At 60.6% G+C, this 19509-nt stretch carries 16 protein-coding genes, 1 tRNA gene and 3 pseudogenes; 14 read left to right on the top strand and 6 right to left on the bottom strand.

From position 1 onward, the window contains the following. Positions 1-56: 56 nt before the first annotated feature. Positions 57-1094 (bottom strand): tRNA preQ1(34) S-adenosylmethionine ribosyltransferase-isomerase QueA, encoded by a 1038-nt coding sequence (gene queA / locus ACWHY3_RS13230; protein ID WP_448128164.1) that lies wholly within the window; start codon positions 1092-1094, stop codon positions 57-59. 134 nt (positions 1095-1228) lie between these two features. On the opposite strand from queA, the gene ACWHY3_RS13225 reads away from it, so the two are divergent. Further along, positions 1229-1315: transfer RNA gene (locus ACWHY3_RS13225), tRNA-Leu, on the top strand. Positions 1316-1369: 54 nt separating this feature from the next. Here the strand turns inward: ACWHY3_RS13225 and ACWHY3_RS13220 are convergent. Then, a pseudogene (locus ACWHY3_RS13220) lies at positions 1370-2053 on the bottom strand (tyrosine-type recombinase/integrase). Between the two features lie 687 nt (positions 2054-2740). On the opposite strand from ACWHY3_RS13220, the gene ACWHY3_RS13215 reads away from it, so the two are divergent. Continuing rightward, positions 2741-3334, top strand: coding sequence for a hypothetical protein (locus ACWHY3_RS13215; protein ID WP_448126716.1), 594 nt, complete (start codon positions 2741-2743; stop codon positions 3332-3334). Positions 3335-3708: 374 nt separating this feature from the next. On the opposite strand, the pseudogene ACWHY3_RS13210 reads toward ACWHY3_RS13215, so the two are convergent. The 3 genes and pseudogenes from ACWHY3_RS13210 to ACWHY3_RS13200 all read right to left on the bottom strand — a co-directional run. After that, positions 3709-4104, bottom strand: a pseudogene (locus tag ACWHY3_RS13210) (integrase core domain-containing protein); the annotation flags it as partial. Positions 4105-4337: 233 nt separating this feature from the next. Then, the gene (locus ACWHY3_RS13205) at positions 4338-5717 is read right to left on the bottom strand and encodes an IS1380 family transposase (RefSeq protein ID WP_399590022.1); all 1380 of its coding nucleotides are present in this window, start codon (positions 5715-5717) and stop codon (positions 4338-4340) included. Positions 5718-5824: 107 nt separating this feature from the next. Next, a pseudogene (locus tag ACWHY3_RS13200) lies at positions 5825-6421 on the bottom strand (IS481 family transposase); the annotation flags it as partial. A 348-nt stretch (positions 6422-6769) separates the two neighbouring features. Between ACWHY3_RS13200 and ACWHY3_RS13195 the strand changes: the two are divergent. The 10 genes from ACWHY3_RS13195 (at position 6770) to cysN (ending at position 16527) form a co-directional block, all read left to right on the top strand. After that, positions 6770-8188 (top strand): IS1380 family transposase, encoded by a 1419-nt coding sequence (locus ACWHY3_RS13195; RefSeq protein WP_289113773.1) that lies wholly within the window; start codon positions 6770-6772, stop codon positions 8186-8188. A gap of 219 nt (positions 8189-8407) precedes the next feature. Continuing rightward, on the top strand, positions 8408-9796 hold the full coding sequence (locus ACWHY3_RS13190) for an IS1380 family transposase (RefSeq protein ID WP_448126715.1): 1389 nt from the start codon (positions 8408-8410) through the stop codon (positions 9794-9796). 236 nt (positions 9797-10032) lie between these two features. Continuing rightward, complete coding sequence (locus ACWHY3_RS13185) at positions 10033-10272, top strand: hypothetical protein (RefSeq protein WP_071229903.1); 240 nt, start codon at positions 10033-10035, stop codon at positions 10270-10272. Positions 10273-10440: 168 nt separating this feature from the next. After that, positions 10441-10626, top strand: a complete 186-nt coding sequence (locus tag ACWHY3_RS13180) for a hypothetical protein (RefSeq protein ID WP_332779972.1) — start codon at positions 10441-10443, stop codon at positions 10624-10626. A gap of 199 nt (positions 10627-10825) precedes the next feature. Beyond that, a complete protein-coding gene (locus ACWHY3_RS13175; protein ID WP_448126714.1) occupies positions 10826-11437 on the top strand; it encodes a tetratricopeptide repeat protein in 612 nt (203 codons plus the stop codon). 498 nt (positions 11438-11935) lie between these two features. Further along, entirely contained in the window at positions 11936-12562 is a 627-nt protein-coding gene (locus tag ACWHY3_RS13170; protein WP_071229900.1) for an NUDIX domain-containing protein, read from the top strand. Between the two features lie 105 nt (positions 12563-12667). Then, the gene (locus ACWHY3_RS13165; protein ID WP_071230002.1) at positions 12668-13114 is read left to right on the top strand and encodes a DUF1249 domain-containing protein; all 447 of its coding nucleotides are present in this window, start codon (positions 12668-12670) and stop codon (positions 13112-13114) included. Then, a complete protein-coding gene (locus ACWHY3_RS13160; protein ID WP_071229899.1) occupies positions 13114-13836 on the top strand; it encodes a phosphodiesterase in 723 nt (240 codons plus the stop codon). The genes ACWHY3_RS13165 and ACWHY3_RS13160 overlap by 1 nt, the downstream gene beginning before the upstream one ends. Positions 13837-13976: 140 nt before the next feature. Beyond that, positions 13977-14900, top strand: a complete 924-nt coding sequence (gene cysD / locus ACWHY3_RS13155; protein ID WP_087719380.1) for a sulfate adenylyltransferase subunit CysD — start codon at positions 13977-13979, stop codon at positions 14898-14900. Positions 14901-15087: 187 nt separating this feature from the next. Continuing rightward, complete coding sequence (gene cysN, locus ACWHY3_RS13150; protein ID WP_448126713.1) at positions 15088-16527, top strand: sulfate adenylyltransferase subunit CysN; 1440 nt, start codon at positions 15088-15090, stop codon at positions 16525-16527. 247 nt (positions 16528-16774) lie between these two features. Here the strand turns inward: cysN and ACWHY3_RS13145 are convergent. After that, positions 16775-17789, bottom strand: a protein-coding gene (locus tag ACWHY3_RS13145; protein WP_144408607.1) for an IS630 family transposase whose coding sequence is annotated in 2 segments (ribosomal slippage) — positions 16775-17401 and positions 17403-17789 — 1014 coding nt in all. Because the reading frame shifts where the segments join, the coding sequence is not laid out codon by codon here. A gap of 27 nt (positions 17790-17816) precedes the next feature. Between ACWHY3_RS13145 and ACWHY3_RS13140 the strand changes: the two genes are divergently transcribed. Both ACWHY3_RS13140 and epsC read left to right on the top strand, forming a co-directional pair. Continuing rightward, the gene (locus ACWHY3_RS13140; protein WP_448126712.1) at positions 17817-18332 is read left to right on the top strand and encodes a 20S proteasome subunit A/B; all 516 of its coding nucleotides are present in this window, start codon (positions 17817-17819) and stop codon (positions 18330-18332) included. Between the two features lie 210 nt (positions 18333-18542). After that, entirely contained in the window at positions 18543-19454 is a 912-nt protein-coding gene (gene epsC, locus ACWHY3_RS13135; RefSeq protein WP_448126711.1) for a serine O-acetyltransferase EpsC, read from the top strand. The last annotated feature ends 55 nt before the right edge of the window (positions 19455-19509 follow it).

Below are 19509 nucleotides of genomic sequence, written 5' to 3'. Positions count from 1 at the left end.
GGATCAGTTGCGCCTTATGACAACGCGCCCGAAGCCGCGTGCAAAGCGTTTGTGGATCAGTGGGGCTGGCGAGTCAAAAACATCGCATCGCCATAGCTGAAGAAGCGGTATTGCTCGGCGACGGCTTCCTGATAGGCGCGCATCACGGTTTCGTAGCCGGCGAACGAGGAGACCAGCATCAACAGCGTCGATTCCGGCAAGTGGAAGTTGGTGACCAGTGCATCCACGCAGCGCCAGCGATAGCCGGGGTAGATGAAGATATCGGTCTCGCCACGGTACGGCGCCAGCTCGCCATCGCCGCTTTGGCTGGCGGTTTCCAGGCAACGCACGCTGGTGGTGCCGACGGCGACGACCTTGTTGCCGGCGGCATGGGCGCGATTGACCTGTTCGCAGACCGATTCATCGACTTCCAGCCACTCGCTGTGCATGTGATGTTCGCGAATGTCGTCGACGCGCACCGGCTGAAAGGTGCCGGCGCCGACATGAAGCGTGACGAAGGCCGTCTCGACACCTTTGGCGCGCAGGGCTTCCATCATCGTCTCGTCGAAGTGCAGCCCGGCGGTGGGGGCGGCCACGGCGCCTTCGCGGCGGGCATAGACGGTCTGGTAGCGCTCGCGGTCCGCCAGTTCGTCCTCGCGGGTGATGTATGGCGGCAACGGCATGTGGCCGTGCTGCTCGAGCAGGGCGATCAATGGTGTCTCGCCCAAGAAACGCAGTTCGAACAAGGCGTCTCGGCGGCCCTCGACGACGGCATGTATATCGCCCTCGAAGATCAGCTCCGTGCCTGGCTTGGGCGATTTGCTCGAACGCAGATGAGCCAGCCCGCGATGGGCGTCCAGCGGGCGTTCCAGCAGCATCTCGACCTTGCCGCCGCTCGCCTTCTGGCCGAACAGGCGTGCTGGAATCACGCGGGTATCATTGAATACCACCACATCGCCGGGTTCGAGCCTCGGCAACAGATCGGGGAAGCGAGCATGTTCCAGCGCACCGGATTCACCGTCGACGCACAGCAGGCGACAGTCGGTTCGCTGTTCGGAAGGGTAACGAGCGATCAGCTCGTCGGGCAGATCAAAATGAAAATCGGCGCGCTGCATGGCGTAGGTCGCGTATCGGCTCGAATCAGGATGGTCGGGTAGCGTTCGAAAGGGCGCCATCATAAAGCACCCGACCGATTAAGTCAGCGTGGTGATTGACGCCGGGCCGAGTGTCCGTATAATGCCTCTCCGCTGCCGGCGTGGCGGAATTGGTAGACGCAGCGGATTCAAAATCCGCCGCTGGAGACAGTGTGTCGGTTCGAGTCCGACCGCCGGCACCATCCGCAAAATCAGTAACTTAGCTTCGTTTTCCTTTCCTCGTTTTCGCTCTGGTTTCAGTGCTTGGTCGCATTTTGGTCGCAGAATGCCGCGCCAAAGCTCGGTATCCGCTTCCCGATATCGTCCAGCCCATGGTCAAACATGTGGGCATAACGACTCGTGACGATCAGGCTCGAATGCCACAACAGATCCCGCACCGTTGTCATGCTTTCTCCGGCCTGAGCCAGCAGGCTCGCATAGCTGTGTCGTAAGTCATGAAAGCGCAGGTTGGGTCGGCCTACATTGTGTCTTGCATTCTCCCAGGCATGTCGCAGCTTGGCTTACGTCGTATCGAACGGCAGCCCCTCTAGCCAAGGTCGTGCATCCTTCGGTACCGGCACTACCCGGGCTTTACCCGATTTTGTCTGGTCTGGTCGCAGCAGGATGCGACCACCGTGAACGTTGCTCGCCTGCAGATTGAGCAGCTCACCCTGGCGAAGGCCGGTCAGCGCGGCGAGCGCTATCACCTTCTTCTCGACCGCATCGCTATCCGGTATCGCCTTGAGAAGTTCGCCCAGGTCTTCGGTGGTCAGGTAGACGTGCCGCTCGTTCTTCGGTGACCGCTTCTTCAGCTTGTCGCCCAGCGGCTGCTCGATCCAGCCCCATTCTCGATACGCGAGATTCAGCACACGCTTGACCACCTGCAGGTGATTGTTGATCGTGCTCTGGGCTCGGCCCTGCTTTCGCAGGTCCCTCGCCATTTCTCGCGCACGATCGACACACCCCTGGTCCAGCATCACGTTTTCGCCCATGTACGCGGCCACCGGCCTTATCGCCTTGACCTGGCTCGTCACATCGTATTCGTCAATCCAGCGCTCCAGTCCCTCGATGAAGGAGCGCTTCGGCTGACGACCCATCACCTCCCCGTGGAAGGTCGCCTCGTTCAGTTCGGCCTGGCGTTGGGCGGCGTACTCCCGCGCTTGTCTTTCCCCTTCTCGATCACCCCTAAACATGCACTGATGTCGCTGACCGTTGTGCGTTTTCGTAACCACCCACGAGCGAGCTCTCAAGGCCAATGGGCAGCCTCGCAAGGGGGAGGGGCCAAGCGATACTCGGGGGATATCTGGGAAGGCTGGAGGCAATCAAGCGGGTCATCGGGGACTGACATTGGCGGAGGTGTGCGGCGCGCAGCGGGTGGTTCTTCAGCGGCTTGGGTATGCGATGGGTGGCGGGCAAGTGGTGTTCGAAGGGGATGGAAGCCTCAAGCGCGCCCGGTGCAAACTACTGTATATGGTAGGAGAGCAGGCGATGATGGCGGCGTGAGTGTATCCATCATTTCTTAGGTATAGGGACCCAGGCGTGGCAATCACGGGTTGTCTGCATTAGACGATTCAACGCTAAAGTATGGCTCATGGCTGCCGATAAAACCGATAATAGAGGAGGTTGTTATGAAAAAAATCTTATGTTCAGTCGGTTTCGTGTTTACTTGTTTTGTCAGTTCTACGAACGCTGCAACGTTCAATCTTTCGAATGAGAGAACTTATGGCGATTGGTTCTCAGCAAAAATGTCGCTAGGTAATGAGATTTATTTTCGGGCTGGAAATTCTTCGTACTCCGATGCCATTCTGATGGTGGATTACTATCCCAATAGTTGTGACTCGCCCTTTGTGCAAATCATGGTGCCGGATCTCGATCCTATACCGACTGATGTCAGCCTCAGTTTCAAAGGTTATGTCCGGGTGGATCAGCAAAAGGTGATTGATGGTCTAGCCCATTTAAATGGGAGTCGCGGTGAAACATATGCTTTCTGGACCATCCGAAGTAAAAATCCTTCTGATATAATTCAAGCGCTCAAAAGTGGCAATAAGGCGCGATTCAAATTGAAAGATGACGACCCTATTTTTTATACGTTCGGCTTAAAAGGGTCTACTGCTTCCCTCGTACTCGCCGAATCGAGGTGTGAACAGCAATCTAAGGGGCCAGAATCTTACTTCCCTGATAACTCCGAAGAAGGCTCAAAAAGCTCAGAATCACTTCTTTAGGGCTGAATTCGGGGTCAATATGGCATGGGTGGCAACGTCTTCACGGTTCGCCATAGGACCTTGCCGCCTTTGTACTGAACCCCGAAAGTTGGACACCCATCCAACCTTCGGGGTGTTTTTGATGGCGAGGTACGACGAGCGCTCTTGGTTGGTCAGTTCCAATATTCTCACTGACCCGGATATCGCCAACCTCGAGGCCTACTGTGCGGCCTACAACCGATGGCGGCTCGCCGTCCGAAGTCCCCAGGGAGCTGGCCCCATGCCCCGTCGCGCTGCTGGCTCAGCGATGATCTTTTTGTGCATTCCTTGATGCAGTTATCCCCCGCACGCCTATTGCGTGGAAGGGCAGGAGGCTTGAATAGGTACCTTCATGTCTAAATGTCGGGTCCCGTGTGATTAACCACCCGCTTGGTAAATAAGTCAGGCCGTTTAGTCTGCCATTCTTTCATCATCGCAATGGGTGATTGATGGTGCAGTGCCTTCTGCGGGATGTGGTGATTGTACAGTCAGGTATAGCGTTTCAGCGTCTGTTCCAGGTCCTCGCCTGAGGCATAGCGCTGAGTCGCCAGCACGTCGCCGATGCGGCCGTTGAAGCGCTCCACCATGCCGTTCGTTTGCGGCTTTCCCGGCTTGATCAGGCGGTGTTCGATATCATGTGCCTGGCACTCCTGGTCAAACGGATGCCGGCCGCTGGGCTTGCGCTCACCTGCACGTGTGAAGCGATCGGTAAAGGATTTGCCGTTGTCAGTCAGCACCGTCTGGATCTTGAACCCGCCTCATTCACGAGGGTGCTGATTGAGCGGTCTGAAGGTACTGACTGGTGGCATCGCTTATCAGGATCGGCTTCTTCAGCGCGAATAGCTGTTGAGTAATGCCAAAACGCTGAAATTTCCCCGCTTCCTTATAGCTCTTTGGAATCAATGGCGACCGTCCAAGCAGCCGTGATCGCCGCCCGCCGCTCCGGTCGCTCGCTTTCTGATGCTGTGGTGGTCTCGCAGAAGCGTCAGCTCAGTGCGGTCAGCTTCGGCAGCCCCTTCAGCAGCGTCGGCCACCACTTGTCGGCGGCGGCACCCAGATGAACGGTGATTCGCCGAGCGTGCAGTCTCAGCGTGGCGGCGACCTTCAGCACCTGCTCGCGCATCCGGCTGAGGCTCCAGCCTTGCCGGGTCTGCCGCTCCAGCAGGCAGCGCAGGCCATGCAGGACCTGGTAGGCGTAGAGGCTGAGCAGCAGGCTCACCTCGTTGCGTGCCATCACGTCCTGAACGGTGGAGGCGCCGCGATCGGTCGACGAGAGGTGCACGTCGAGCGCCGACTTCACCTCGCCCATGTGCGCCTCGGCGCTGCCGCGCTTGCGGTAGAGCGCCAGGACCTTCTCCGGCGGCCAGTCGAACTTGCCGAGGTTGGTGACCAGGAAGAAGGCATGCAGCAGCAGGTCATCGGGGCGTTCCTGCACCACCAGCACCACGCGACGCGGTGCCGACCAAGAGCCCGCTTGATACTCCAGATCGTGGCACCACTCGCGAGGCTGCTCGGGTGGCCGGCCGGGTGGCCGCTTCAGGTGCGGTGCCGCCAGTTTCTGCAGGCCGGAGTGACTGCGCAGTCGGCCCAGGTACTCGATGTCGCACTCTTCCAGGGCCTCCAGCGTCGCGTTGTCGGTGAAACCGGCGTCGATGCGCACCCGAACCTGGGCGCCGGTGCTCTCGTTGAGTCGCCGCACCAGATGCGGGATCCAGGTGTCGGCGTTCTCGGCCGGGCCGGCGTTGCCCTCGCGCAGCAGGCCGCCCACCATGTCGCCGGTTTCTGCCAGCGAGGCGACCAGCGGTGAATAGATCCGCGCGCCGTACAGGCCATGATAGGCCGAGCCGCCCTGGTGGCCGTGGACCTCGATCGGCAGGCCGTCGATGTCCAGCGTCAGCTGCTTGGGGCGCTCGCCGTTCTTCAGCGCGGTCAGGCGCCAGATCACCAGTCGCAGCAGGCCTTCGTGCACGGCATCGATATTGTCGCAGCGCCCGAGGCAGGTCAGCAGCCGCGACAGCGTGGCTTGAGACGGCCGGTCCTGGGCCAGGGGCGTTGTCCCGCGCGCATCGCTGCAGGCCAGCTGCCAGAGCGGATCACGGCGCAGCGTGTCGGTATCGCTGAGGTCGATCCAGCCCATCGCACGCTGCAGCACCAGGGTACGCAACTGGCTGGCCAGCGAATGAAGGATGCGCAGCGGGTGGCGTCGATCGACCAGATTGTCTTCCAGCGCCTCAATCACGCCGCTGTTGTCGAGGGCCTCACGCAACAGCAGAGCGCCGCTGTCGCTGGTAGTGCGCTGGCCGCTCAGCTCAACACGGACAGCGCCGTTGCATGAGGGCGTCCAGGTGGATAGGCTTTCACCCATAGCGGATGGCTCTCTTGGTTCAGATTCTTGGCGGAACACACTGAATTTTCAAGAGAATACCATCCGCTATCTTCGTTTTCGGGCCGGCCTCATGAATAAGCCGGGTTGAAGGGCGCCTTCTCTTCCACCTGCTTCATGAACGCGCGAGCATCCTTCGCGGACTGACTGCTTCGGATCTCCAGATACACCCAACGCGTGGCGCGATCGATGGCGACGTACAGGTAGCGTTTTTGCTCCTCATCGGGCATCTGAGGCAGGTGCTTGATGTCGATGTGCACATACCCCGGTTCGTAGTCTTTGAAGGGCTTGTGCCTCGGCTTCTCGTCATCTCCGACGTCCTGCCGAGCCAGTTCCGCTAGTGTCGGCACGTCGCGCCGCTGGAGCATGCGATGCAGGCCGGAGCGAGACAACCGGGAGTTCAGGAACTCACGCGCCACGACGAGGAGATCATCCAGACCGAGGCGAAGGAATTCGCGCGCTGCGATCAGCACCTCCTCCTGCTCGGGCGTGAGCGTGGCCAGCAGGTTGTGACGCGTGTGCGATCGATCATGGACATCGTCACGGTACCGCCAGCGCCGTATGGTCGTGGTGGCGACACCATACTGGCGGGCCAGCTCGCTATCCGTGATGCTGGAGGGTGCTGCCTGGATCTCGGCCCGGATCTTCGGTGTCGTGGTCGCTTGTTTATGCAGCTTGATGTCCATGAACTTGCTCCCAAATGAATTGCTGAAGAAGCTCTCTCGCTGCTAGCAGAGGATAACTTCTATAGGCGATCCGATCATCCGGGACTCTACATCTAAACAAGGCCTCCGCGTATTGCTGAACATCTTCAGCGCGCGCATGAAGTTGCCAAAGTCCTCCTGAGCTCTTGAGCGCCTTGGTCATTTGAAATAGCCATCCTCGCGGAAAGTAGATCGCAACCAGGAAGTTTGTGAGCTATTGAGCTATACAGAGTGGCAGATTGCTTATCAGGCAGGAGGCCATATCCCGGCTTATTCATGAGGTCGGTCTGAAAACGAAGATGGCGAGTGGTTTTCTCTTGTAGAATCAGGATGTTCCTGCCAGAACACGATTCAAGAGGACCACTCGCCATGGGTGAAACCCTAACGACCTGGTCGCCCTCGTGCAACGGCTCTGTCCGTGTTGAGCTGAGCGGCCAGCGCACCACTAGCGACAGCGGCGCCCTGCTGCTGCGTGAAGCCCTCGACAACAGCGGCGTGATCGAGGCGCTGGAAGACAATCTGGTCGACTTCCGCAACCCGCTACGCATCCGCCACTCGCTGGCCAGCCAGCTGCGTACCCTGGTGCTGCAACGGGCGATGGGCTGGATCGATCTCAGCGATACCGAAACGCTGCGCCGTGACCCGCTTTGGCAGTTGGCCTGCAGCGATGCACGCGGCATGACGCCCCTGGTCCAGGACCGGCCGTCTCAAGCCACGCTGTCGCGGCTGCTGACCTGCCTCGGGCGCTGCGACAATATCGATGCCGTGCACGAAGGCCTGCTGCGACTGGTGATCTGGCGCCTGACCGCGCTGAAGAACGGCGAGCGCCCCAAGCAGCTGACGCTGGACATCGACGGCCTGCCGATCGAGGTCCACGGCCACCAGGGCGGCTCGGCCTATCATGGCCTGTACGGCGCGCGGATCTATTCACCGCTGGTCGCCTCGCTGGCAGAAACCGGCGACATGGTGGGCGGCCTGCTGCGCGAGGGCAACGCCGGCCCGGCCGAGAACGCCGACACCTGGATCCCGCATCTGGTGCGGCGACTCAACGAGAGCACCGGCGCCCAGGTTCGGGTGCGCATCGACGCCGGTTTCACCGACAACGCGACGCTGGAGGCCCTGGAAGAGTGCGACATCGAGTACCTGGGCCGACTGCGCAGTCACTCCGGCCTGCAGAAACTGGCGGCACCGCACCTGAAGCGGCCACCCGGCCGGCCACCCGAGCAGCCTCGCGAGTGGTGCCACGATCTGGAGTATCAAGCGGGCTCTTGGTCGGCACCGCGTCGCGTGGTGCTGGTGGTGCAGGAACGCCCCGATGACCTGCTGCTGCATGCCTTCTTCCTGGTCACCAACCTCGGCAAGTTCGACTGGCCGCCGGAGAAGGTCCTGGCGCTCTACCGCAAGCGCGGCAGCGCCGAGGCGCACATGGGCGAGGTGAAGTCGGCGCTCGACGTGCACCTCTCGTCGACCGATCGCGGCGCCTCCACCGTTCAGGACGTGATGGCACGCAACGAGGTGAGCCTGCTGCTCAGCCTCTACGCCTACCAGGTCCTGCATGGCCTGCGCTGCCTGCTGGAGCGGCAGACCCGGCAAGGCTGGAGCCTCAGCCGGATGCGCGAGCAGGTGCTGAAGGTCGCCGCCACGCTGAGACTGCACGCTCGGCGAATCACCGTTCATCTGGGTGCCGCCGCCGACAAGTGGTGGCCGACGCTGCTGAAGGGGTTGCCGAAGCTGACCGCACTGAGCTGACGCTCCTGCGAGACCACCACAGCATCAGAAAGCGAGCGACCGGAGCGGCGGTAGGCGATCACGGCTGCTTGGACGGCCGCCATTGATTCCAAAGAGCTATAAGTAAGTAGGAAAAGGGCTGCGTTCTGGCATTACTCAACAGCCACTCGCGCTGAAGAGGCGAATCCTGATAAGCAATGCCAACAGCCAGTACCTTCAGACCGCTCAATCAGCGCCCTCGTGAATAAGGCGGGTGAAAGCCTATCCACCTGGACGCCCTCATGCAACGGCGCTGTCCGTGTTGAGCTGAGCGGCCAGCGCACTACCAGCGACAGCGGCGCTCTGCTGTTGCGTGAGGCCCTCGACAACAGCGGCGTGATTGAGGCGCTGGAAGACAATCTGGTCGATCGACGCCACCCGCTGCGCATCCTTCATTCGCTGGCCAGCCAGTTGCGTACCCTGGTGCTGCAGCGTGCGATGGGCTGGATCGACCTCAGCGATACCGACACGCTGCGCCGTGATCCGCTCTGGCAGCTGGCCTGCAGCGATGCGCGCGGGACAACGCCCCTGGCCCAGGACCGGCCGTCTCAAGCCACGCTGTCGCGGCTGCTGACCTGCCTCGGGCGCTGCGACAATATCGATGCCGTGCACGAAGGCCTGCTGCGACTGGTGATCTGGCGCCTGACCGCGCTGAAGAACGGCGAGCGCCCCAAGCAGCTGACGCTGGACATCGACGGCCTGCCGATCGAGGTCCACGGCCACCAGGGCGGCTCGGCCTATCATGGCCTGTACGGCGCGCGGATCTATTCACCGCTGGTCGCCTCGCTGGCAGAAACCGGCGACATGGTGGGCGGCCTGCTGCGCGAGGGCAACGCCGGCCCGGCCGAGAACGCCGACACCTGGATCCCGCATCTGGTGCGGCGACTCAACGAGAGCACCGGCGCCCAGGTTCGGGTGCGCATCGACGCCGGTTTCACCGACAACGCGACGCTGGAGGCCCTGGAAGAGTGCGACATCGAGTACCTGGGCCGACTGCGCAGTCACTCCGGCCTGCAGAAACTGGCGGCACCGCACCTGAAGCGGCCACCCGGCCGGCCACCCGAGCAGCCTCGCGAGTGGTGCCACGATCTGGAGTATCAAGCGGGCTCTTGGTCGGCACCGCGTCGCGTGGTGCTGGTGGTGCAGGAACGCCCCGATGACCTGCTGCTGCATGCCTTCTTCCTGGTCACCAACCTCGGCAAGTTCGACTGGCCGCCGGAGAAGGTCCTGGCGCTCTACCGCAAGCGCGGCAGCGCCGAGGCGCACATGGGCGAGGTGAAGTCGGCGCTCGACGTGCACCTCTCGTCGACCGATCGCGGCGCCTCCACCGTTCAGGACGTGATGGCACGCAACGAGGTGAGCCTGCTGCTCAGCCTCTACGCCTACCAGGTCCTGCATGGCCTGCGCTGCCTGCTGGAGCGGCAGACCCGGCAAGGCTGGAGCCTCAGCCGGATGCGCGAGCAGGTGCTGAAGGTCGCCGCCACGCTGAGACTGCACGCTCGGCGAATCACCGTTCATCTGGGTGCCGCCGCCGACAAGTGGTGGCCGACGCTGCTGAAGGGGCTGCCGAAGCTGACCGCACTGAGCTGACGCTTCTGCGAGACCACCACAGCATCAGAAAGCGAGCGACCGGAGCGGCGGGCGGCGATCACGGCTGCTTGGACGGTCGCCATTGATTCCAAAGAGCTATAAGGAAGCGGGGAAATTTCAGCGTTTTGGCATTACTCAACAGCTATTCGCGCTGAAGAAGCCGATCCTGATAAGCGATGCCACCAGTCAGTACCTTCAGACCGCTCAATCAGCACCCTCGTGAATGAGGCGGGCATATGACTCGTACAGCACGTATCGAACCCATCAAGGAAGAAACACAAGAGAGCATTATCGTGTCTGGCTGGCGCGTGGTAGACGTCACGGATCCCAATGGGAAGCGCGAGATTTCTCGGCATGAGACCGAGCCGCAAGCTATTGAAGCCGCTCGCAATTACGAACGCGAGACTTCCAGCGAGCCTGGATCACAGCCGGACGATACTCAGGACTATGACGGTTCGGAACTTCCTCGCGACTAGCTATGAGACATGATGGCTAACATCCCAGCATCGGCAATTCGGCGATGTTTTGTTGATGCCTCATAAGACCCGATCCATGACGAATGGCGCAGCGCCAATCGATAACGCGGTGTGGTAAGTTATCAAGAGTCAGGCTACGGAGATTACAGTGTGATACTCTCGTACCCCATGATTCTTGGTTCGATTGCCCTACCTGCTTTGGCGGTCGGCTTCATTACCTATGGCGTCAGCAGCCAGGTGCATGGAGATTCGGATATCGCATTTCACAGCAGCATATTGGCAGCTCTCCTGGCGATCGTCTCGATATCCATAGCGCTGGTGATTTTTCACGGGTTTGGTTTCATCGGTTTGTAATGGAACCCTAACCAGATGCCAGTCATACCTTTCGTTCTGCGACTAAAACCTTATAGAGATAAATTCAAACGCTCGTTAGATTGCGGCTACGGATCTTTATGGAGCGATGTCGATGCGACAGCCGTGGCGGCAGGGCCCTCAGTCCTTATTTCCTCGTTATCGATGGAGACATTTCCCGAAGCTTTCGAGATGGCTGGTCATGACACCGCTGCTCGGTTTGATCTGGGTAACGGTGGCGGTCGCGCAAATGCCGGATTCAACGCTGTTTTCGCTGATGCAGCGGTGGGGCAACGTCGAATATCAGATGCAGGGCGATGCGCAGTTGAAGGCTTTCGAGGACCTTGCCGACGAAGCCGATGCGTTGGCCCGCAGCCAGCCTGAGAATCCCCGTGTCTTGACGGCTCAGGGCGTCGTCCTGGCCTCTTTCGCCAAGGCGAAGGGCGGGCTGGGGGCGCTGGATCTGGCCAAGCGGGCTCGCACGGTGCTGGAAAAGGCGATCTCCCTCGACCCACAGGGGGAAAGTGGCTCGGCTTACGTGACGCTGGGCGCGCTCTACCAGCATGCCCCGGGCTGGCCGATCGCTTTCGGAGACTCGGACAAGGCCCGGGAGCTCCTGCACAAGGCGGTCAGCATTCGTCCCGATGGCATCGATACCAACTTCTATTACGCCCAGTTCCTCGAGGAGCAGGGTGAGGCTGCCGAGGCATTGACGTACGCCAAACGCGCCGTCGATGGTCAACCTCGGGCTGGCCGTCCCTCCGACGAGGCGCTGCGGCAAGAGGCCGAGCGCTGGCTGGCCGGGCATCAGTAAGCGCTACCCAGTGCAGAGCGGCCTTGAGAAGCGGCCCTGGCCGATAGTCCAGCGCGCGCTTTCGTTGATCTGTTCATCCTAGGCTTTGTCTGAAAACTGCCTGCGCTCGGCCATACGGCGTTAAAAATCGGCTCAAAGTACTCATTTACACCGCGTAAACTGGTACGCCAGCCCGGTCCGTTTTCGCCGATTTTTGCCTTGTCTGACCTTCGCTCGACGACTTTTCAGACAAAACCTAGCGATCCTGCCTGGTGGCGTCTCCTATTCGATGGTGTCGCCGCCGATCTACCCTGATTTGGCGCCGGTTTCCATGATGCCGATGTGAAGCGGGACTAGCCTGGCTTCCGCGTGAAAACCTGCCGCATCGCACGGAAGTGTTGAAGCCCCCATCATGGCTGCCGGAAATGCCAGCTGCCGGCGAAACAGGACGGCAGCGGTTGGAATCGGTTCGCGGTGCCGCAATAATGAGGCTCCTGTTCCCAGGCAAGGAGCCGCGACATGGATCGTGAGATCGACCGGGTCAATCGTTTCGATGCCAAGGATATCGAGCGACTCGAAGATCAATCGCTGTACTCGGGCTTCTTTGGCCTGGAGAAGCGTCGCCTGCGTCATCGTCGGTTCAATGGCGAGTGGGGCGAGGCCATCGATCGAGAAGTTCACGTTCGCCGGGATGCGGTCGGCGTACTACTCTACGATCCGATTCATGACCATGTCGTGCTGGTCGAGCAGATCCGCGCCGGCGCTTTGGACGATCCTATCTCGCCGTGGAAGCTGGAGCCGGTCGCCGGACTGGTGGAGCCCGGCGAGACACCGGCGGATGTCGCGCGCCGCGAAGCGCAGGAAGAAGCGGGTTGCGATATCGGTGAACTGATCGAGCTCCATCGCTATTATCCGAGTCCTGGCGCCTGCACCGAGCAGGTCACGCTGTTCTGTGGCCTGATCGACAGCACGGGGCTCGGCGGCATACACGGTGTCGAAAACGAACACGAAGACATTCTGGTTCACGTCATGTCGTTTCCCGAGGCATGGGATCGACTGATGGCGGGACAATTGGACAATGCCATGGCGTTGATTGGCTTTCACTGGCTGGCACGCGAGCGCGCCACGCTGAGAGCCAAGGCCTGAAGCGAGAGTCGGTAGCGCAGCAGTGGCGGCAAGTCGTCGACGATCACCTGCGGCTGCGCCGGACACTCGAGCTGACTGGAGGCCGTCATGCGCCAGGAGAACACCATGAGAAAGACCGCTTACGTCACCGATCTCAAGACGCTTCAGGCGGAGTGCAGCAGCAATTATCTGCGGCTGTGCCGTCTCGTCATGGATATGGAGCCGGGTGACATCAAGGAAGTGCCGCTGGCGGGCGAACACGCACGCTTCGGGACTCTGTGGTTCGAAGTGCTCGAGCAGGCGCCGTACACCACGGTTGCGCGAGTTTCCCAGACCGGCGTGCTGGACAGCTTCGTCGATTCGCCGCGGATGACGGTGCATCTTTACCACGATGCGGACATGGCGGAAGTGACCGACTTTCAGCGTCAACGCCATTTCCAGGGTCGCTATCGCTATCCCAACCCGCAGATGCATCAGCCCGATGAAAAATTGCAGCTCAACCGCTTTCTGGGGGAGTGGCTGCAGCATGGGCTGGCGCACGGTCACGCCGTCGACGTACCGGAAACGCCTTGATGCGCCTGATCCAGATCACCGATTGTCACCTGTTGGCCGACCCTCGAGGCACGTCGCGCAAGGGGTTTCCGCTGCGCCAGTTGCAGGCGGTCGTCGAGCGCGCCAGGGCGCTGCGGCCCGATATTCTGCTGGTCACCGGCGATATTGCCGAGGATGAGACACCTGCTGCCTATCGCCACGCCAGCCAGGCCTTCGCGGCCGTGGGGTGCCCGTGGTTCTGGATCCCCGGCAACCACGATCAGCCGGAGCTGATGGAAGAGTGCCAGCCTTTTCACGAAGAGCTCGATCTCGACGGTTGGCGGGTGTTGTTGCTGAACTCTCGGATCAGCGGTCAACCCGGCGGAGAATTGGGGCAGGACCAGCTGCAGCGGCTGGCGTGGCAGCTCGAGGCGGACGATCGCCCGACGCTGGTCGCGCTGCATCATCCGCCGCTGGATATCGGTTCGGTCTGGATGGACGCGATCGGTCTGAAGGACCGGGACGCGCTGTGGCAAACGCTCTCGCCCTATTCGCAGGTCAAGGCCTTGATCTGTGGTCATATCCATCAGGCGTTTGCCGCCTGGCAGGGCGTCGTGGCCGTCTATGGGTGTCCGTCGACCTCGGATCAGTTCCTGCCGAAGAGCCATGAGTTCGCGATCGACGAGGCGGCGCGGCCCGGTTTACGTGTCGTCGATCTGCGCGGCGAGTCGTTGTCTACCTGGATCGAACGCGTCGATCTCTAGCTGTTTATAACCAAAAACGCTTTTTGGATCATCTTTGATTCTTTGACGTTATTACCGAAGTCTCGCTAGGGTTGACTCCCAGAGAAGCCCATATTCTGTTTTGCCATCTGATTTCAGAGGGCGACCGTGAGACATCGACCATGACAGCTCCTATCGTCAGCGCTCAGCGCCAGACCCATCTCAAGCAGCTCGAAGCCGAGTCCATCCATATCATCCGCGAGGTCGCCGCCGAGTTCGGCAACCCGGTGATGCTCTATTCGATCGGCAAGGACTCCTCGGTGATGCTGCATCTCGCCCGCAAGGCGTTCTATCCCGGGCCGCCGCCGTTTCCGTTGATGCACGTCAACACCACCTGGAAGTTCAAGGAAATGATCGAGTTCCGCGACCGGATGGCCGCGGACGTCGGGATGGAGCTGATCGAGCACATCAACGAGGAAGGCCGCGCCGCCGGCATCAACCCGTTCGACCACGGCAGCGCCAAGTACACCGACATCATGAAGACCCAGTCGCTCAAGCAGGCGCTGGACAAGTACGGCTTCGATGCCGCCTTCGGTGGCGCCCGTCGCGACGAGGAAGCCTCCCGCGCCAAGGAGCGCGTCTACTCCTTCCGTGACAAGCACCATCGCTGGGACCCCAAGAACCAGCGCCCCGAGCTGTGGAACCTCTACAACGGCAAGGTCAACAAGGGCGAATCGATCCGCGTCTTCCCGCTCTCCAACTGGACCGAGCTGGATATCTGGCAGTACATCTATCTCGAATCGATCCCCATCGTCCCGCTGTACTACTCCGCACCGCGCCCCGTGGTCGAACGCGACGGCATGCTGGTGATGGTCGACGACGATCGCCTGCCGCTGGAACCCGGCGAAGTCCCCGAAGAGAAATGGGTCCGCTTCCGCACGCTCGGCTGCTACCCGCTCACCGGCGCGGTGGAATCGAAAGCCGCCACGCTGCCCGAGATCATCCAGGAGATGCTGCTCACCCGCACCTCAGAGCGCTCCGGCCGCGCCATCGACCGCGACCAGGTCGGCTCGATGGAGAAGAAGAAGCGGGAGGGATACTTCTGAGCTTCGAGCTTCGAGCTTCGAGCTTCGAGCTTCGAAAGGGATTGCGAACTTTCGGCGTGATCAAATCCTGATTTTCGCGGCTCGCCCATAACCTGACCACTGAACATGCAGAGTGCACAGCCTGCTTGTAGCCCGAAGCTCGTGGCTCGCAGCGCTCGTGTTCTCCACTCATGAGGGAGAAAGAACCGTGTCCCACCAATCCACGCTGATCGCCGACAATATCGGCCAGTACCTCAAAGAGCACGAGCAGAAAGATCTGCTGCGCTTCATCACCTGCGGCAGCGTCGATGACGGCAAGTCGACCCTGATCGGCCGACTGCTGCACGACTCCAAGATGATCTACGAAGATCAGCTGGCGGCGATCACCCAGGCTTCCAAGACCAGCGGGACGACCGGCGACAAGGTCGATCTGGCGCTGCTGGTCGATGGCCTGCAGTCCGAGCGGGAGCAGGGCATCACCATCGATGTCGCCTACCGGTTCTTCTCCACCGACAAGCGCAAGTTCATCATCGCCGATACCCCGGGCCACGAGCAGTACACCCGCAACATGGCCACCGGGGCTTCCACCGCCAGCCTGGCGGTGATCCTGATCGACGCGCGCTATGGCGTGCAGGTGCAGACCCGGCGGCACAGCTTCATCGCCGATCTGCTGGGGATCAAGCACCTGGTGATCGCGGTCAACAAGATGGACCTGGTCGACTACTCGCAGGCGCGCTTCGATGAGATCGTCGCTGATTATCGCGAGTTCGCCGAGAAGCTCGACGCGACGGACATCCGCTTCGTGCCGATGTCGGCACTCGACGGCGACAACGTCGTCAACCGCAGCGAGCGCATGGCGTGGTACCAGGTCGACGGCGCGCCGGGGCCCGCGATGCTCGAACTGCTCGAAAGCGTCGAGATCGCCCACGACAGCAACCTTTCCGACCTGCGCCTGCCGGTCCAGTACGTCAATCGACCCAATCTCGATTTTCGCGGCTACTGCGGCACGCTCGAGGCGGGCATCCTGCGTCCCGGTCAGGCGGTCAAGGCGCTACCGTCGGGCAAGCGTTCCGTCATCGATCGTATCGTCACCTTCGATGGCGACCTGGAAGAAGCCTATCCCGGCCAGGCGATCACCGTGACCCTGCGCGACGAGATCGACATCTCCCGTGGGGACTGGCTGGTGGCGGCGGATGCGGAGGTCGCGCAGTCCGACGCGCTGGAAGCCGACATCGTCTGGATGCACGATGCCGCTCTCGAGCCGGGCCGGCTCTATGATTTCAAGATCGGCACGCAGGAAATCGCCGGCAAGGTCGCGGCGATCGACTATCAGATCGACGTCAATACGCTCGAGCATCACGAGGCCGCCAGCTTGCCGCTCAACGCCATCGGCCGCTGCCGGGTCGAGCTGACCGCCAGCGTGCCGCTGGATGACTATCGCAAGAGCCCCGGCACCGGCAGTTTCGTGGTAATCGACCGGCTGACCAACATCACGGTCGGCGCGGGCCTGATTCGCGGCGCGGCGGAAGGCGGGGCGACGGGAGGTGAAGTCGACTGGCAGGCCTTCGAAATCGAATTCAATGCACTGATCCGCAAGCACTTTCCGCACTGGGAAGCGAAGGATGTAAAACAGCTATTTCAAAATTAGTGTTCTTTGATGTATCTTGATGTAACGGAATGCGTTCACGCCACTCCCGGGAGTGGCGTTTTCATGTCCGCACTCTGCAAACCCTGGATTCATGGGATAACCGCCGCAGTTTGCAAACGGATGATGCTCTCTATCAGTTAACCGCTTCTCGCTCCCAACCGGCCGGGAGGAGAATGTGACTGTCGTGCCTGGATGCTCGCCGCGGGTAGCCCGACGCTTGGCCGGAGCCACAGACCGAGGTAAGTGCCTATTCAAAATTAATCGCGTGATCAGTTCCGTAACCACCGAGTAAGCGGTGTACCTCTTCACGTAGACGTTCAAACGAGAGATAGGCACTCAAGGGCAGCCAGGTGTACTTCATCTGCCGCCACAGAATCTCTATCAGATTCAGCTCTGGTGAGTAGGCAGACAGATAGATCAGATGCACACGTTGCGACATCCACTCCACCCTCTTGCGCCTAAAGGCCTTGGAGCGATGCATGCTGGCATTGTCGAGCACCACAACAGCGAAGGTGTCTGGATCCTTCTGGATCACAAACTGGTCAAACGCTTCTATGACCGTTTCCGTGGTCACTGTCTCGGTTGTCGTGTGATAGACCAGTTTTCCGGCTCGGCTTAAGAATCCCAGCACGTTTAGCCTTCGGCTGCGGGAGTAGGCAGTGACTTCCCAGGGCTTGCCGATAGGGCTCCACGCATACGGCACCGACGACGCTTGTGAAAAACCTGATTCATCAAAGTAATAGAGCTCGTGCTCGCCTTGGTCCTCTTGCTCGTGAAGCGCTTTCATCAGGCCTTGCGTTTTGCGAAAGTCCGTTTCGTCACGCTGGGGCTTGAGTGAATGCCGAATGCGCTTGAAGCTATGACCATTTTTTTTTCAACGCCCGGCGCAGTGTCACCGTGGCGACAGACTTGCCGGTCTCTTCTTGAAAGCGAGCCTGTAAGGCGCGAATCTGATGGGGATGCTCGGCTACCAACGCTTGCAGTCGCTTGTGATCGTGTTCATCGAGGGCGGGTGTTCGTCCACTACGCGGTTTGTCGATGAGACCATCAAAACCGGACACTTCCCATTGCTTGAACCATCGTGATACGGCATCGCGGCGAACCTGAAGTATCTCACTGATTTGGTTAATAGTATGGCCTTGGTCACTCAGTAGAATGGCATGCGCCCGACGACGGAGAGCGCGCTTCTCGCCATGGTGATAGGCGGAGGTCAGCGTCTGTTGTTCAGGTTCAGTGAGAGGGGCAACGAAGCGTTTTTCCATGGTTCTGTCCGTGTCAGAAATCCTGGCATGGATATTACACGAAAACTTTATATCAGGTACTTAGATATGACCACGATCGTATGGGATGGAACGACATTGGCGACGGATTCGCTGATCAGTGTCAATGGATCGACATACAACCATGCGCAAAAGCTCTTTCGACTCGACAACGGCGAATGGGTGGCATTCGCCGGTGAGCAACAAGGCTGGTGGGAAGTAATGGAGTGGCTCAATGCCGGCTCCCCCAGACATGCCAAACCCCATGTCACTCGGATCGAAATGATCATCGTGGGGCCCGATGGCGTATTCGAGATGTTCGATCGTCTGGTGCGCATGCCTGTCACAGGCCCCATCGCCTATGGTACCGGGTGGAAATGGGCGCTGGCGGCTATCGATCACGGCAAGGATGCGGTCGCCGCCGTGAAATACGCGGCCACGCGGGATCACGATACCGGCGGCGAGGTCCAGGCGGTAACGCCCCGAATGCAGACCTCCGTCACGTTTGACGAGATGATGCAAGAAGCGGAAACGAGCGTGGCCTAGGGCCTGTTGCCGTTTCAGCGAGACCCGCGTTGCGGCGCCAAACAGGCCCTGGCGCCGCGACGGCGTGCGTGCCGATTCGCTGCGCTATGGCTATTTCCTTCCTGGGGCTTATCATTGACTGATGGCACGTTAGGACCTGTCCACGACTTCCGATGTCGGAAGTGAGGTCGTGTTCGAAAACGTGCGTCTCGTTCCCAAAGGATGATCGGCATGCAACACGTCAATTGGCAGCTCGACGGTATCGTTACCCAACTGCGCGCGACTCGTGAACAGTGGCGCGCTCAGAATGGCCGAGAGAGAGAGAAGGGTTGTCGTGAGTTGCCGTCACGACATCGCATCCGGGAAACGCTGGAACTCCTGAGCGGGGCCATCTTTCCGATGCGCCTGGGGCCTTCGGATCTGCGCAAGGAGAGCGAGGACTTCTACGTCGGCCACACGCTGGACCGTGCGCTCAATGCGCTGCACGAGGAAGTGCTGCTCGAGTTGCGCTACATGGCCCGGCTCAATGGCGACAAGACCTCCGAGCACCAGGCGGCGGCGACGCAAATCATCCAACGGTTCGCGGATGACCTGCCCAGCCTGCGCCAGCGTCTCGATGGCGATGTGATGGCCGCCTACTATGGCGATCCGGCCGCGCGCAGCGTCGATGAAGTGCTGCTCTGCTACCCCGGCGTCCACGCGGTGATCTATCACCGCATCGCCCACTATTTCTATCAGGTGGGCGCCGGGCTGGTGGCTCGCATCATCGCCGAACTGGCCCATTCCGATACCGGTATCGACATTCACCCCGGTGCCCAGATCGGCGAAGGCTTCTTCATCGATCACGGCACCGGTGTGGTCATCGGCGAAACCGCGATCATCGGCAACCGGGTACGGCTCTACCAGGCGGTCACGCTCGGCGCCAAACGCTTCCCGGCCGACGAGAAAGGGCATCTCGAAAAAGGCCTGCCGCGCCACCCGATCGTCGAGGACGACGTGGTCATCTACGCAGGGGCGACCATTCTAGGACGCATCACGGTGGGGCAGGGCTCGGTGATCGGCGGTAACGTCTGGCTGACCTGTAGCGTACCTGCCCAGAGCAACATCACCCAGGCCAATATCCAGAGCGGACCGTGCCCGTGAGGCACCGTCGCCCGCTAGCGTAAACCCCGTCCCGATCCTATTGCGTAGACATCGG

This window comes from Salinicola sp. NYA28a, assembly GCF_976982775.1.
This window is presented reverse-complemented; position numbering and strand designations above follow the sequence as displayed.

Excerpts from the sequence above, each read along its gene's own strand:
- queA (WP_448128164.1), bottom strand. The coding sequence starts at position 1,094 with ATGCAGCGCGCCGATTTTCATTTTGATCTGCCCGACGAGCTGATCGCT.
- ACWHY3_RS13215 (WP_448126716.1), top strand. The coding sequence starts at position 2,741 with ATGAAAAAAATCTTATGTTCAGTCGGTTTCGTGTTTACTTGTTTTGTC.
- ACWHY3_RS13205 (WP_399590022.1), bottom strand. The coding sequence starts at position 5,717 with ATGGGTGAAAGCCTATCCACCTGGACGCCCTCATGCAACGGCGCTGTC.
- ACWHY3_RS13195 (WP_289113773.1), top strand. The coding sequence starts at position 6,770 with ATGTTCCTGCCAGAACACGATTCAAGAGGACCACTCGCCATGGGTGAA.
- ACWHY3_RS13185 (WP_071229903.1), top strand. The coding sequence starts at position 10,033 with ATGACTCGTACAGCACGTATCGAACCCATCAAGGAAGAAACACAAGAG.
- ACWHY3_RS13180 (WP_332779972.1), top strand. The coding sequence starts at position 10,441 with ATGATTCTTGGTTCGATTGCCCTACCTGCTTTGGCGGTCGGCTTCATT.
- ACWHY3_RS13175 (WP_448126714.1), top strand. The coding sequence starts at position 10,826 with ATGACACCGCTGCTCGGTTTGATCTGGGTAACGGTGGCGGTCGCGCAA.
- ACWHY3_RS13170 (WP_071229900.1), top strand. The coding sequence starts at position 11,936 with ATGGATCGTGAGATCGACCGGGTCAATCGTTTCGATGCCAAGGATATC.
- ACWHY3_RS13165 (WP_071230002.1), top strand. The coding sequence starts at position 12,668 with ATGAGAAAGACCGCTTACGTCACCGATCTCAAGACGCTTCAGGCGGAG.
- ACWHY3_RS13160 (WP_071229899.1), top strand. The coding sequence starts at position 13,114 with ATGCGCCTGATCCAGATCACCGATTGTCACCTGTTGGCCGACCCTCGA.
- cysD (WP_087719380.1), top strand. The coding sequence starts at position 13,977 with ATGACAGCTCCTATCGTCAGCGCTCAGCGCCAGACCCATCTCAAGCAG.
- ACWHY3_RS13140 (WP_448126712.1), top strand. The coding sequence starts at position 17,817 with ATGGATATTACACGAAAACTTTATATCAGGTACTTAGATATGACCACG.
- epsC (WP_448126711.1), top strand. The coding sequence starts at position 18,543 with ATGCAACACGTCAATTGGCAGCTCGACGGTATCGTTACCCAACTGCGC.